This window comes from Pedobacter endophyticus, from assembly GCF_015679185.1.
Taxonomy (GTDB): Bacteria; Bacteroidota; Bacteroidia; order Sphingobacteriales; family Sphingobacteriaceae; genus Pedobacter; species Pedobacter endophyticus.
Genome location: NZ_CP064939.1, coordinates 2,365,876 through 2,380,828, shown reverse-complemented (window position 1 = coordinate 2,380,828; position 14,953 = coordinate 2,365,876). Strand labels below are relative to the sequence as shown.

10 protein-coding genes are annotated in these 14,953 nt (G+C 42.3%); 8 read left to right on the top strand and 2 right to left on the bottom strand.

Annotated elements, in window-relative coordinates:
• The first annotated feature begins 12 nt into the window (after positions 1-12).
• The 6 genes from IZT61_RS09520 (at position 13) to IZT61_RS09495 (ending at position 9,844) form a co-directional block, all read left to right on the top strand.
• Positions 13-972: a hypothetical protein gene (locus IZT61_RS09520; RefSeq protein WP_196100907.1), complete on the top strand. Its 960-nt coding sequence runs from the start codon at positions 13-15 to the stop codon at positions 970-972.
• 111 nt (positions 973-1,083) lie between these two features.
• Positions 1,084-4,056 carry an excinuclease ABC subunit UvrA gene (gene uvrA, locus IZT61_RS09515; protein ID WP_196100906.1) on the top strand — a complete coding sequence of 991 codons (2,973 nt, stop codon included), beginning with the start codon at positions 1,084-1,086 and terminating at the stop codon, positions 4,054-4,056.
• A gap of 486 nt (positions 4,057-4,542) precedes the next feature.
• Complete coding sequence (locus IZT61_RS09510) at positions 4,543-5,310, top strand: TatD family hydrolase (protein WP_196100905.1); 768 nt, start codon at positions 4,543-4,545, stop codon at positions 5,308-5,310.
• Between the two features lie 474 nt (positions 5,311-5,784).
• Positions 5,785-6,804, top strand: coding sequence for an asparaginase (locus IZT61_RS09505; protein WP_196100904.1), 1,020 nt, complete (start codon positions 5,785-5,787; stop codon positions 6,802-6,804).
• 444 nt (positions 6,805-7,248) lie between these two features.
• Positions 7,249-8,661 carry an MBL fold metallo-hydrolase gene (locus IZT61_RS09500; RefSeq protein ID WP_196100903.1) on the top strand — a complete coding sequence of 471 codons (1,413 nt, stop codon included), beginning with the start codon at positions 7,249-7,251 and terminating at the stop codon, positions 8,659-8,661.
• A 199-nt stretch (positions 8,662-8,860) separates the two neighbouring features.
• Complete coding sequence (locus IZT61_RS09495; protein ID WP_196100902.1) at positions 8,861-9,844, top strand: YpdA family putative bacillithiol disulfide reductase; 984 nt, start codon at positions 8,861-8,863, stop codon at positions 9,842-9,844.
• 509 nt (positions 9,845-10,353) lie between these two features.
• Here the strand turns inward: IZT61_RS09495 and IZT61_RS09490 are convergent.
• Positions 10,354-10,908, bottom strand: a complete 555-nt coding sequence (locus IZT61_RS09490; protein WP_196100901.1) for a hypothetical protein — start codon at positions 10,906-10,908, stop codon at positions 10,354-10,356.
• Positions 10,883-11,905: an alpha/beta hydrolase gene (locus IZT61_RS09485; protein ID WP_196100900.1), complete on the bottom strand. Its 1,023-nt coding sequence runs from the start codon at positions 11,903-11,905 to the stop codon at positions 10,883-10,885. Before IZT61_RS09485 ends, IZT61_RS09490 begins: the two co-directional genes overlap by 26 nt.
• A 248-nt stretch (positions 11,906-12,153) precedes the next feature.
• Here IZT61_RS09485 and IZT61_RS09480 point away from each other — a divergent pair, with 248 nt between their 5' ends.
• Entirely contained in the window at positions 12,154-13,125 is a 972-nt protein-coding gene (locus IZT61_RS09480; protein ID WP_196100899.1) for a polyprenyl synthetase family protein, read from the top strand.
• The gene (locus tag IZT61_RS09475; protein WP_196100898.1) at positions 13,125-14,174 is read left to right on the top strand and encodes a TerC/Alx family metal homeostasis membrane protein; all 1,050 of its coding nucleotides are present in this window, start codon (positions 13,125-13,127) and stop codon (positions 14,172-14,174) included. Before IZT61_RS09480 ends, IZT61_RS09475 begins: the two co-directional genes overlap by 1 nt.
• Positions 14,175-14,953 lie beyond the last annotated feature (779 nt).

Here is a 14,953-nt window from a genome sequence, read left to right as displayed (position 1 = left end):
CGTTTATGTGCTATGATGAAAACTTTTGTTTTGCTTTCCATTTTATTATTGAGTTTTCAGTCATACGCTCAGGATTCGCTCAAGATCAAAAGAGAATATGCCAATAAGCAATATGTCAATTTGTATAAGGAAAACGCCGATTTTGCCTACACCTCGCCATTTGGAGAACTTGGTGCGCCATCAAAATATGTTATAAACGGCCGATTGACCACAACTTACATGCTTTTGGGAAGCTATAAATCTCCCGTGGCCCTCGCAATAATCCCCGATTTTACCGTTCGTGTGCGGAACGAGTTTTCGGCAGGTGTTCGAACGCCAAGCTATCGATTAGGTGGGGTGTTATATGTGAGGCTAAATGTTACCCCCGAAAATTATAAATATGCAGAATTGGCCTTTACCCATCATTCCAACGGGCAAGATCAAAATGCAATTAATGCAGACGGAACGGTTAATACGATTAACGGGAATTTCAATGCCAATTCGTTAACCGCTTCTTATCGCTTTGGCAATTTAACACCAATCGGTGCCAATGAAAGTTATTATTCCCTTAATCATCGTGTTGGTTTACAATGGTATAAATTTTTCAAGTATGAACCCGCATTAGATTTAGGCTTTGGTTTTACACGTGTACTTTATAATTTCTCCTGGCGCAAATACGATCAGATAGAAAAAAGATACCAAAACAGCATGAAAGTTAAAACCGAAAAAGAAACCTGGCGTTTAAATACAGCAGTTTCATATGCAGTGAATAAAATTGCGACAAAGAATTTGGCGAACCTGCCAAAACGATTAAATGCCGAGGTTAATTTTAATTACAGCTTTCCATTTATGAATAATGTGTTCCTGATGGCTGCGGTTGGTTATTATGGCGAAGACGATTACAACATCTATTTTCAAGATCATTATGGCTATTTGCGGTTTGGTTTATCATCAGGTTTCCTTAGAAACAAAAGTCGACATTATGACAATTAATCCTTAATACAGATTGCCTTAGGCTTTCTTTTTGATAAAATTTTTAGCATTTTTGCAGATTGAAATTTTGCCTTTTTTGAGGCTGAGTTTCGCCCAACTTTTCAACAATATATGAGCAATAAATCTATCGATCTCGGCGAGCAAAAAGATGTAGAGGTATATGGTGCGAGAGTACATAATTTAAAAAATATCGATGTCAGTTTTCCACGCAACCAGCTGGTGGTTATTACCGGTTTAAGTGGAAGCGGAAAGTCATCGCTTGCGTTCGATACCATTTACGCCGAAGGCCAGCGTCGCTACATGGAAACTTTTAGTGCATATAGCCGCCAGTTTATGGGCGGTATGGAGCGCCCCGATGTAGATAAGGTATCGGGCTTGAGCCCGGTAATTGCCATTGAGCAGAAAACAACCAGCAAAAATCCACGCTCTACAGTTGGCACCATTACCGAGATTTACGATTTCATGCGTTTGCTTTATGCCCGCGTGGCCGATGCCTACTCGTACAACACCGGCGAGAAAATGGAACGCATGAGCGAAGATCAAATTCTCCAAAACATCTTTAACAAGTTTGACGGCTTGGCCGTAAACATTCTTGCGCCTGTTGTTAAAGGGAGAAAAGGTCATTACCGCGAGCTTTTTGAGCAAATTCGCAAACAAGGTTATGTTAAAGTTCGCGTGGATGGTGAAATAAAAGACATCGCCGCAAAAATGCAGGTCGACCGCTACAAAATTCACGATATTGAAGTTGTAATCGATAGGTTGATTGTTGATGCAAAAGATAAAAAACGCCTGTTAGATTCCGTACAAACCGCAATGAAAATGGGTAAAGGCGTAATTAAAATAAGTGATAAGGACAACAATGTTGCCCATTTCAGTAAGTTTTTAATGTGCCCCACAACCGGTATTTCCTACGATGAACCACAGCCAAACAGCTTTTCGTTCAATTCTCCTTACGGTGCTTGCGAACGCTGCGATGGCTTAGGCTACATTTTCGTGGTTGATAAAGAATCCGTTATTCCGAACCCCAAATTGAGCATCCTGAACGGTGGCTTGGCACCGCTGGGCGAATACCGCGATACTTGGATGTTTCAGGTGTTAAAGGCGCTTGCAAAAAAATACACTTTCTCACTTTCTACACCCATCGAAAAATTAAGCGACGAGGTAATCGGTATCATTTTAAACGGTTCGAACGATCTAATTAAGGTAGAAGTAGAATACAATAAATGGAACGTTCAGAATTATAATATCACGTTCGACGGCATTATCAAGATGCTGGAAGAGCAGAACGAAAAGCGAAGCGAATCTGCATCGGATGACATGGATGCTTTCCGCAAGCTGAAAACCTGTCCCGAATGTAACGGAGCCCGCTTGAAAAAGGAAAGCCTGCACTTTAAGGTCGATGGGATGAACATTTTCGATCTCGCATCGATGGATATCAGCAACCTGTACAAATGGTTCGAAAAGGTTGACGAACGGCTTTCGGAACGTCAGAATATCATCGCAAAGGAAATACTCAAAGAAATTAAAGCGAGAATTGGCTTTTTAACCGATGTAGGTTTAACCTACTTAACGCTCGACAGAACGGCCCGTACGCTTTCAGGAGGTGAGGCACAGCGTATTCGCTTAGCCACTCAAATTGGTTCGCAGTTGATGAACGTGATGTACATTTTGGATGAGCCCAGTATCGGTTTGCACCAACGCGATAACGAACGCTTAATTAATGCCCTTAAAAACCTCCGCGATTTGGGAAACACTGTTCTTGTAGTTGAACATGATAAGGATATGATTATGGAGGCCGATTGGGTTATTGATGTTGGTCCCGGCGCAGGTATTCACGGTGGCACCGTGGTTGCCGAAGGAACCGCAAAAGATATTTTAAAATCAAAAACATTAACCGCTGCCTATTTAAACGGAGATAAAGAGATTGAGACGCCAAGGGTGCGCAGAAAGGGCAATGGGCATAAACTGTCGATTATTAAAGCTACCGGGCACAACCTTAAAGAAGTGTCTGTCGATTTTCCCCTAGGTAAATTTATTGCCGTAACGGGCGTTTCAGGTTCCGGCAAATCCAGTTTAATTACCGAAACGCTTTACCCCATATTGAATCACCATTTCTTCCGGGCAAAGAAAACGCCGCTTCCATACGAGAAAATAAGTGGGTTAAAGGAAATAGATAAAGTGATTGAGATTGATCAGGCACCAATTGGAAGAACGCCACGCTCCAATCCATCAACCTATACCGGGGTTTTTTCCGATATCAGGAACCTTTTTGTACAACTTCCCGAGGCCAAAATTCGTGGTTACAAGCCAGGGCGCTTCTCTTTCAACGTAAAGGGTGGAAGATGCGAAACCTGCCAGGGTGCCGGATTAAAGGTAATCGAAATGAATTTCCTGCCCGATGTGCAGGTGCCCTGCGAAGAGTGCGGAGGAAGGCGATACAACCGGGAAACCCTCGAAGTTCGTTTCCGTGGAAAATCAATCAGCGATGTGCTCGATATGAGTATTGAGGATGCCTGCGATTTCTTCGAAAACATTCCAATTATCTACCGGAAAATTAAAACACTTAAAGATGTTGGTCTGGGTTATATCACTTTGGGCCAATCGTCAGTTACCTTATCAGGCGGCGAGGCACAACGCGTTAAATTAGCTACAGAGCTTTCTAAAAAAGATACCGGAAAAACATTTTATATACTCGATGAACCTACAACCGGGCTTCATTTTGAAGACATTAACGTGCTTTTGGGCGTATTGCAGGAGTTAGTTGATAAAGGCAATACCATTTTGGTAATAGAGCATAACCTCGATGTAGTTAAGGTAGCCGACTGGGTAATCGACCTGGGCGAAGAAGGCGGCGCAGGCGGCGGAAGGATTCTTTTTGAGGGAACCCCCGAAGGACTCATCCAAAACCCGATCAGTCTGACAGGAAAATTCTTGAAAAAGGAGATGGGAGTGAGTTTGGAGTCGGGAGTCCGAAGTCCAGAGTCTAAAGTTGAGAGTCTGAAACCAAAGGATAAAAAAGCAAAGAAAAAGTCGGAAGTTCAAAGTCCGGAGGCCGAAGTTAAAAAGCCAAAGAAAAAGAAATAGTTTATATTTAGTTTTGTCAGGCTGAGCGTAGTCGAAGTCCGTTTTGCTACAACCCTCGACTACGCTCAGGGTGACATTTAAGCTGAAAGCCGAAAGCATAAAGCTATATGCAAAATTTAGTTTTGTCAGGCTGAGCGTAGTCGAAGTCCGTTCTGCTACAACCCTCGACTACGCTTAGGGTGACATTTAAGCTGAAAGCCGAAAGCTTAAAGCTACATGCAAAATTTAGTTTTGTCAGGCTGAGCGTAGTCGAAGCCCGTTTTGCTACAACCTTTCGACTACGCTTAGGGTGACATTTAAACTGAAAGCCGAAAGACCAAAGCCTAAAGCTACATGCAAAATTTAGTTTTGTCAGGCTGAGCGTAGTCGAAGCCCGTTTTGCTACAACCCTCGCCTACGCTTAGGGTGGCATTTAAGCCGAAAGACCAAAGCATAAAGCGATATGCAAAATCTCGATACCAGATACTCATTACTTGATACTAAACAATGATTTTCACCGATACACATACCCACTTATATTACGAGCAAGATGCAGAAAAGCAAGCGCAACTCATGGAGCGTTGTTTCGAAAATGACGTAAATCGGCTGTTCTTGCCCAACGTTGACTTGGCTTCTATTGCCATGATTGATGATTTGGTGCGTAAATATCCAAACAACTGCTATGCAATGGCCGGTTTGCACCCATGCGATGTTAAAGAAGGTTATTTATCGGTTTTGGATGAGATTTACAGCAGCATTGCCGATAGAAAAATTCATGCAATTGGCGAAATCGGAATTGATCTGTATTGGGATAAAACCACTTTAGAGATTCAGCAAGATGCCTTTTGCAAGCAAATAGGCTGGGCAAAAGCGCTGGGCCTGCCGATTGTAATTCACTGCCGCGAGGCTTTTGATGAGGTTTTTGAAGTACTCGAAAGCGAAAGAAATGAAAAGTTACGTGGTATTTTTCATTGTTTTACCGGCAACGTAGCACAGGCTAAACAAGCCATCGATCTCAATTTTTACCTCGGCATTGGCGGTGTTGTCACTTATAAAAAGGCTGGCTTAGATACCGTTCTTAGCGAGGTTCCGATGCACAACCTTGTTCTTGAAACCGATTCGCCCTATCTGGCCCCCGTTCCTTTTCGCGGTAAGCCGAACGAAAGCAGTTACCTGGTGTACATCGCTCAAAAATTAGCCGATATTTATAGCGTTTCTATCGAGGAGATTGCCAATGTAACTACAGAAAATTCAAAGAAAGTATTTGGGGTTTAATGGTTTACCTTCCGCGTCATCCGATGGGTCGCGTTACGCGATAGCTGTCGGATTCGAAATTGGCCTTTTTCGGTTCAAAGAGAACTCCCGCCTGCGTCGGGCAGCAATGCTATTGATAAGCTGTCTAAGGCGCCAACTATGAACGGTCGTCATCCTCAGCTTGACTGGGGATCTTACTGCTAGCCTTTCAAACTTGCATTAATCCCGAAGTTTCGGGATCGCCTGCGCGGGAAAGACGGCAAGAATAAATCCGATAGCTACCAGATCTTGCAGTGATTAGCGCTAAGGATGACCATATTTTTTTGTTTCATCCTTAACCTAATAGCATTGCGCCCGGCAGGTGTTAGCTAATTATTGCTAGTTTTATGTTGCTGCTAATAAAAGTATTTTTCTTTTCGAAAAATTGTGAATGTGAAAATTGTCTGTCATCGTTTATAAATTTTTCCTTTCTTTGCGCTGAGCAACCTTAACCAAATGACCAAGATCCTGATAATTTATACCGGTGGCACCATCGGTATGGTGAACGACCCCAGTAATGGAATGTTAGTGCCCTTCAATTTCGAGCAAATAAAAGAAAACGTTCCCGAGTTAAGTCGCTTAGATTACCATTTAGATGTGCACTCTTTTAATCCGGTATTGGATTCTTCGAACATGGATCCCGAGATATGGAAAACAATCGCTGAATTAATATACAACCAATACGATAGTTACGATGGTTTTGTAATTCTTCACGGTTCAGATACCATGGCTTTTACAGCTTCGGCATTGAGTTTCATGCTCGAGAATTTGGATAAGGCTGTTGTATTAACCGGTTCCCAATTGCCGATTGGCGAGATCAGGACTGATGCAAAAGAAAACTTGATTACCGCACTGGAAATTGCCGCAACAAAAGAAAACGGAAAATCGCTTTTTCCCGAAGTTTGTATCTATTTCGATGCCCAGTTATTTAGGGGAAACCGCTCAATTAAATACAATAGCGAAAAATTTGAGGCTTTCCGCTCTCCAAACTATCCCGTTTTGGCCGAAGCTGGCGTGCACCTGAACTTTCATACCAATTATGTATTAAAAGCGCCGAAAGGCAAACTGGCATTACACACTAACTTTAATGCTAATATTGGCGTTTTAAAATTATATCCGGGCATTACGCCACAGGCCGTTTCGGCCATCACCGATTCAAAGGTAGATGCCATTATCCTCGAAACCTTTGGCTCGGGCAATACCACCACCGCTCAATGGTTTTTAGATAGTCTTCGTCAGGCAATTTTGAACGGTAAATTAATTATCGATATTTCGCAGTGCAAAAAAGGTTCGGTACAGTTGGGCCGTTACGAAACAAGCCGCGAACTGTTAAAAATGGGCGTTTTGAGCGGGTTCGACCTCACCTTTGAAGCTACGGTTACCAAGTTAATGTTTGTGATGGGATTAGGCGTACCCATAGAAGAAAGCCGAAGCTTAATGGAAGAATCGTTGCGAGGCGAGCTGACAAAAGACTAATTAAAAATCCTTTTCTTAATGATCTTATTGTATAGCGCCGTAATTGTAGTCGCAAGCTCGCATCGTTTTAAGTATTAGAATAATGCGTTTTTGAAGCGCAACGGCATCAGCCCCGATTAAAGTTGGTTCCCGTTCTTCGCCGTATCCTTCCGCTACGCTACAGGGATGCCGCTACGCCCGGGGCTAAAAATAACGTGTATCCACAGGATTTGATCTAACTTGAAGAACTGAGGATAATCGACTGAGTCTCCAGCTAAGCAAAACCACAGGAAAGTTGTTGACTTTTTAGATCATTTTGAGTAAAACTTCTGCAATTATGTTTTTCAGCTCACCGATTATTACGAATTAGCCCTATTTTTGCTACTATAGCACATCATGCTGAAGCTGTTCAGTATCTTTTAAAACAAGGACCGGAAATAACTCCGGGCGATGACCCAAGAAAACATGAAAGTAGAACAAATTTATACCGGTTGTTTGGCAGAGGCCGCCTATTATATCGAAAGCAACGGCGAGGCTGCCATTATTGATCCGCTTCGCGAGGTAGAAACCTATCTTAAAAAAGCTGAAAAGGCAGGGGCAACGATTAAGTATATCTTTGAAACGCACTTCCATGCCGATTTTGTTTCCGGTCATGTAGATTTGGCCGAGAAATCGGGGGCCGAGATCATTTATGGCCCAACGGCGAAAACTGAATTTAAGGCGCACATTGCTAAAGACGGGGAACAGTTTAAAATTGGCCATGTAACCGTAACCGCCTTGCACACACCTGGCCACACGCTCGAATCGACGACCTACTTGTTAACTGACGAAAATGGGAAAGATCACTGCATTTTTAGCGGCGACACCTTATTTATAGGCGACGTGGGCCGCCCAGATTTAGCGCAAAAGGGGAATTTAACAATGGAAGATCTGGCCGGGATGCTTTACGATTCTTTAAATGATAAAATAAAGCCTTTGGCTGATGACGTTATCGTTTATCCGGCTCACGGTGCGGGTTCGGCTTGCGGCAAGAGCATGAGTAAGGAAACGTTTGATACACTTGGGCATCAAAAACAGGTTAATTATGCCTTGAAAGCTCAAACCAAAACGCAGTTTATAAAAGAGGTTACCGATGGTATTTTACCGCCTCCGCAGTACTTCGCTAAAAATGCGGCAATAAACAAGGGAGCTGTGAAAAGCATCGACGGCGTGTACGAACAGGGTTTGAAAGCTTTAAGTCCGCAGGCTTTTGAAGATGCTGCAAACCAAACTGGTGCGGTGATGCTCGATACCCGCGATCCACAGATTTTTGCGAAAGGATTTATACCGAACGCAATTAACATCGGTTTAAATGGTCAGTTTGCACCCTGGGTTGGCGCTTTGATTACCGACCTTGAGCAACCGATTTTATTGATTACTGAGGTTGGCAAAGAGCAAGAAACAATAACGCGTTTAACACGGGTGGGCTATGATAATACGATTGGCTACTTAGATGGTGGTTTTGAGCGGTGGACGGACGCTGGCAAGGAAATAGATACTGTTGAAAGTGTTTCTGCGGAGGCATTTGAGCAGGCGGCCGCAGAAAATGAGGTTACTGCATTGGATGTTCGTAAACCGGGCGAGTACGAATCTGAACACCTGGAGCTTACCTTAAGCCGTCCGCTAGATTTTATTAACGAATGGATGGGTGAGATTGATCCTGCAAATACTTATTATATCCATTGTGCGGGCGGTTACCGATCGATGATTGCAGCTTCGATACTAAAATCTCGCGGCGTAGAAAATGTAATCGATATTGCCGGAGGTTATGCCGCAATTAAAAATACAGGGTTAAAAAGAACCGACTTTGCCTGCCCAAGTAAGGCGATGAAAGTTTAACGACAATTACACAATGAGCTTGTCGTAACCGTTCATAAACCCGTCATTTCAACGAGGAGCGAGGAGAAATCCCTAAGCTATAAAAAACAAGAAGAGCCTAAGCCACCGACGGGGGGCAGTTGTCAAACTTGTACTTTGTAGACAACAGATTTCTCTCCCGATAAAAAATCGGGATTCGAAATGGCGAAAATTGTGGTAAATGACAAATAAAAAGAATCTATTGGAAAATCAAAATCATTACGATATCCTTATTATTGGTGCTGGCCCAATAGGTATGGCTTGTGCTATTGAAGCCCAAAAGGCGGGTCTTAGTTACCTCATCATCGAAAAAGGGGCCCTGGTGAATAGCTTATTCAACTACCCTGTTTTCATGACTTTCTTTTCTACTTCGCAAAAGCTGGAGATCGGCGGTGTTCCATTTGTAACTATTAACCCGAAGCCAAATCGCAATGAGGCCGTTGAGTATTATCGCAGGGTAGCCGAAACATTCAATCTGAACATAAATCTGTTTGAAACAGTTAAGCAGGTAACCAAAAACGAGGATATTTTTGAACTGAGCACCTCAAAGGCCAGTTATACTTCAAATAACGTAATTGTGGCCACTGGATTTTACGATGTGCCGCTGTTGATGAACGTACCAGGTGAGGAGCTTCCGAAAGTGACACATTACTATAAAGACCCGCATTTGTACGCTTTTCAAAATGTTGTGGTTGTTGGCGCCAATAATTCGGGCGTCGATGCCGCTTTAGAAACCTACAGAAAAGGAGCAAATGTAACCATGGTTATCCGCAGTGGCGAGCTTGGCCCGAATGTGAAATATTGGGTGCGCCCCGACATCGAGAACAGAATAAAAGAGGGGTCGATAAGCGCTCATTTTAATTCGGAGTTGCTGGAAATAAGGGAAAATGAAGTGGATATCCGCACGCCCGATGGAATCAAGACCATTTCAAATGATTTTGTAATCGCCATGACCGGTTACCAACCCGATTTCGCCATGTTGCGCAAGTTTGGAATTGAACTCCCCGAGAGCCTGTGCCCGGCCTATAATGACGAAACCATGGAAACCAACGTAAAAGGATTGTATCTGGCTGGCGTCGTTTGTGGCGGACTTGACACGCATAAGTTGTTTATCGAAAACTCGAGGGTGCACGCGGAGATGATTGTAAAAAATATTTCGGGTTGATATAGGTCTTTACATGAACGGGCGCTTGGGATGACCGTTTTAATGCTGTCATCCTGAGTTTTAATTTACTGCGTAAAATCAATATGAGTGACGTCGTTTTTCAGAAGAATGCTTTAAGAAGGGTCGTCATTTCGAGCGCAGCCGAGAAATCTCTATCTAAGGTTCAAAGATTTCTCCACTTCGGTCGAAAGGACGATTTTTATGGTATTTACGAAATTACGTCAATGGTAGCATAGCGAAGGATCCGCAAGCGATGAAAAACAAAACACCAATAACGCACTGTCTAAATTAGTGGGCAATGACGGTAAGAAGTAGGTACAGATGCTTCGGCTCTTAGCATAACAAAACCCTTGCTGTCATCCTTCCCGAACTTCGGGAGAGATCTTAATGCTAACGCTTTTCCTTGTGCTTTAGGATTCCCGCCTACGCGGGAAAGACGACAACTAAACAAACGCAAGTTACATTGATCTTTTTTGAAAAATATCAAAACTCAGGACGACCAGCAAAGATTAGATTTTGTCGTTCAGCAATCCATCGGAGATAGCTGTTGACTTACTTTTTCCCCAATGATAGCACACCTTGCATAATGATAACACAATAACCGCCTGGATCAAAAGCAGAATGTATGTTGCTGCGTGCCAAAAATTGAATTCATTTTTATCTTTTACTGTTGCCAACTTTGGAGAAACATTCCAACCGTTACCCAAATTATTCCCACCTGAAAATTGGTTCATTGCCTCACTAAGACTGAAATAGGAGAGGACAGCTATCAACTGCGAGAAAAGGACTATTAAAAGGACGCCTAAAACGACGGTTATTAAATTTTGAGGTTTGAGAGTATATCTTTGTGTACTTGCTCTGATTAAATAAGTGATAAAACTGATTATAGCAGCTAAAGTAAATATTACCGGCGCCGACTGGGTTACGAAGTAAGTATCGTGTAAATTGATGTCTAACTTGTTTTTAAAAATCTCGTTTCCAAATAACAAGTAACATATTAGCGTGCTAACTGCAGTTATCGTCAACAGCCATAAAGTTTCAATTAAGAGCGGTTTTAATTTCATTGTTTTGGTTTAAAGGAACGCTCAACACATTCTCCACAAAGCTTGTAATGGCTGTTTGTACACTAGCCAGGTCTTTTGAGGCCAGATAAGAGCCAATTACATGATTCCCGGCATTTGGGATAGCTATTTTTCTTTTCAGGTGATCCGGTGTTCCAAGTTCATCGAACATTTTAAGCATCGCATTCACACGTACAACAGGGTCTTGTTCTAGTTCCGTTTTATAATAATAAAGCATTAAAACAGGCTGCTTCACCGCCTTAAATGTGCTTTTTATCATCGTGCTTTCTATAAATTCCTGCAGCTCTACCAAAGCTTCGATGCGGTAATTGGTGTACCAGTATTTCTTATGTTCTTCAGTTCTGCCATCCACTCTGCGCTCTGCGCTGCCTAAAACTCGGCGGGCAATCTGTAATCCCCACGGATCGTTAAGTAGCCACGCATTTTTATCGTTGATGGCTACATTCGGCGAAAGTAAAATCAAGCTGTGAACCTCGGGATAGATGGCTGCCAACTTCAATGCAACCGTTCCTCCCGTTGAGGTGCCGATCAATATTACTTTTTTGCCCAGTTTTTTGCCAATGGCATACGCTTGCTTGCTGGTTTCCCAAAGCCTATCGGCAGTGAAATTCCGCATCGGTGCAACCGTGTCCAGCCCATGATCAACCAATCGGGCAAGGTATAAATTTGCATTTAGTGCTTTGGCCAAATTGAGGTGCACGGGGTTGCCCTCCATTTTCGAAGCCGAAAAACCATGTAAATAAACCACCGCATATTCGGTTTGTTGGTGCAGCGGATCGGCCCAAACAATTTCGGCCTCATTACCGGGCTTTATCCGGTGCGTTGCTTCCGTATCCTGAACATATTGGTCCAGGCCGTCCAAATCCGGGAGGTGCGTAAATTTGATGCCGTAAAGCGGTTTCTTGGGTCGTGGCCCCAATAAGTACCCCATTACAAGCAGTGCAGAAAAACCCAGTAAAAGCTTGTAGCGCTTCTTCATAATTTAAAACAAGGTAGAAAAATGTAATCGTTTGGTAGAATAAAACGTGAATAAATTACGTTTCAATGGTTTTTTGAACCTGAACAGCGTACACGGCAGTGCGTAAAAAGCGTTGGGTTATTAGCCTGGGGCAATAAATCCATCGCACTGGCTAATTCAAATCGCCAGGTAGCCTCTCCAAATGCTGATTATACATTACCGTTTTATGGGAAATTAGCTTAAGTTTGCAATCAAAATTTTTCGACCTAATGCCAGGAATCGAACAGATAAAGAAACCCATAGCCGCCGATATTAAAGCGTTTGAAAAAACCTTTAAAGATTCTATGCATAGCGATGCGCCATTGCTCGACAGAATTACCCATTACATTGTAAAGCAGAAAGGCAAGCAAATGCGACCGATGTTCGTGTTCTTTGCAGCAAAATTATGCGGTGGCATTACCGAATCTACACATCGGGGTGCGGCGTTGGTAGAGCTTTTACATACGGCAACATTGGTACACGATGATGTGGTAGATAATGCTTACGAACGACGCGGATTTTTTTCTATTAACGCCCTATGGAAAAATAAGATAGCGGTTTTGGTTGGCGATTATTTATTGGCAAAGGGTTTGCTGCTATCGGTAAACAATAACGAACACAGATTGTTACAGATAGTATCGGAAGCTGTGAAGCAGATGAGCGAGGGCGAGCTTTTGCAGGTTGAAAAGGTGAGGAGGATGGATATTTCGGAAGAACTTTATTTTGAGGTAATCCGACAAAAAACCGCTTCCCTTATCGCTTCGTGCTGTGCTGCGGGCGCTGCCTCGGCGGGTGCAGATGATGAAACAATCGAAAAAATGCGCTTGTTTGGCGAAAAGGTGGGTATTGCCTTCCAAATTAAGGACGATACTTTTGATTTTGGAACCGACGACGTAGGTAAACCGTTAGGCATCGATATTAAAGAAAAAAAGGTAACATTGCCTTTAATTTATGCGCTGAACAGAGCCGATAAGGCCGATCGGAAGAAAATGATCAACTTAGTGAAAAACCATCAAGACGATCCGGCCAAAATAAAACAGATTATAGACTTTGTTAATGCGCAACAAGGTGTTCACTATGCCAACGAAAAGATGGTAGAATATCAAAATCAAGCCTTCGCTATTTTACATCAATTTGAGGCCAGCGAAGCCAGAACAGGATTAGAACAACTTGTACTTTACACTACTGAACGTAAAAAATAATGGGTAACGAATTACTTTTTAGCTTAGGGTTTTTGCTTTTTATAACCCTTGTTTTGGCTTTAGACCTCGGCTTATTCAGTCGTAAGGAGCACATTGTGAGCTTAAAACAAGCTGCTGTAATGAGTTTCATTATGGTTGCGCTTGCCATTGGATTTTACTTTATCTTATTAACCGAAGGACATCAATTGCACGGCATTAAAGATTTTGCCCATTTGAAAGAGATTGTTGCTAAGCACCAGCACCACATATTACTCGATCCCAATAATTTTGATGCCAGCTTAGCGCTTTATAAACAAAACCTTGGACTGGAATTTTTAACGGGCTATGTAATTGAATATGCGCTTTCTGTTGACAATATTTTTGTAATCGTACTTATTTTCTCGGCCTTTGCCGTAGAAGAAAAATACTATCACCGGGTACTTTTCTGGGGTATTTTAGGCGCTATTATTATGCGCTTTGTCTTCATCTTTGTTGGCGCTGCGTTAATAGCCAAATTTGCCTGGATATTGTATGTGTTCGGTGTTTTCCTTGTAATAACGGGCATAAGAATGTTTTTCAGTAAGGAAGAAGATGACAAGATCGATCCCGAACACCACCCCGTAGTAAGGTGGGCATCGAAGGTTTTTGCAATTCACCCGAAATATGAGGGCAAAAACTTCTTCGTAAAAATCGATCATAAGCGATATGTAACCCCGCTTTTCATTGTGCTGCTGATTGTAGAATTTACCGATCTGCTTTTTGCTGTCGATTCCATTCCGGCAATTTTCGCCGTAACCAAAGATCCTTATATTGTATTCTTTTCGAACATTTTTGCCATCATGGGGTTACGATCGATGTTCTTTTTACTCGTAAATATTATCCATAAATTTCATTATCTCAAAACAGGATTGGCTGTTCTTTTGGCCTTTATCGGGGTCAAAATGTTAGGACATGTTTATTTAGAAGAATGGGGCTTTACCACCGAACATTCGCTGATTGTGATTTTGGCCATATTGGTTATTAGTATTGTGGCATCGCTGGTATTTCCGAAAAAGGCGTTGAAAAAATAGTGCTTTATTGTTTTTTAACCACTTTGATACCTAAAAAGCTGTCTAAATTTGATATAATTATTTCTAATAAGATATTTCTGTCACATTCAGTTTTAGTTTATTCATAAAATCAATAAATGACATAAAATACTTAGTGGTTATATTTTGTGTCATCCTGAAGGGTAATTTTTAACAAAAAATCAATATCAAGTGACGTTTTTAAGGTGGTCGTCATCCGATAGCTATCGGATCCCGCGCAGGCGGTCCCGAAGCTTCGGGTTTAAAGCCTTAGCATTAGGATCCCTCCTGAAGTTTCGGGAAGGATGACGAGCGTTCATTTATAGCCTTATAAAAGAGCGAAGTGCATAAAAACGCCAATGGTAGTTTAATTTGTTCTCATAAAAATCAATATGAATGATGCTCATTATTCTGCCGTCTTTCCCGCGCAGGCGGTCCCGTACGTACGGGATTAATGCTGAGCCAAGGCCTTTCTTTCTGCTTTAGGATTCCCAATTAAATTGGGAATGACGACCGTTCATACCTAGCGTTAACCATTTTGCTACTTAAAATTAGATTCCTGTCATTCAAATAGTTACAAAAACGTTAATGGTAGGTACGAATATCCCGAAGCGATGGAATGCCAATGCTAAGAAAACACTATCCAAAAAGGGGCGTTAGTTTGCTAAGGGCAGTGCCAAATAGGTAAGAGATGCTTCTCTTCTCAGCGTGACAATGACTTTATCTACAGCAAGTTGGAAAATAACGTTTGGAAGGGGAGTCGATAAAGTTGCTTTTAAATA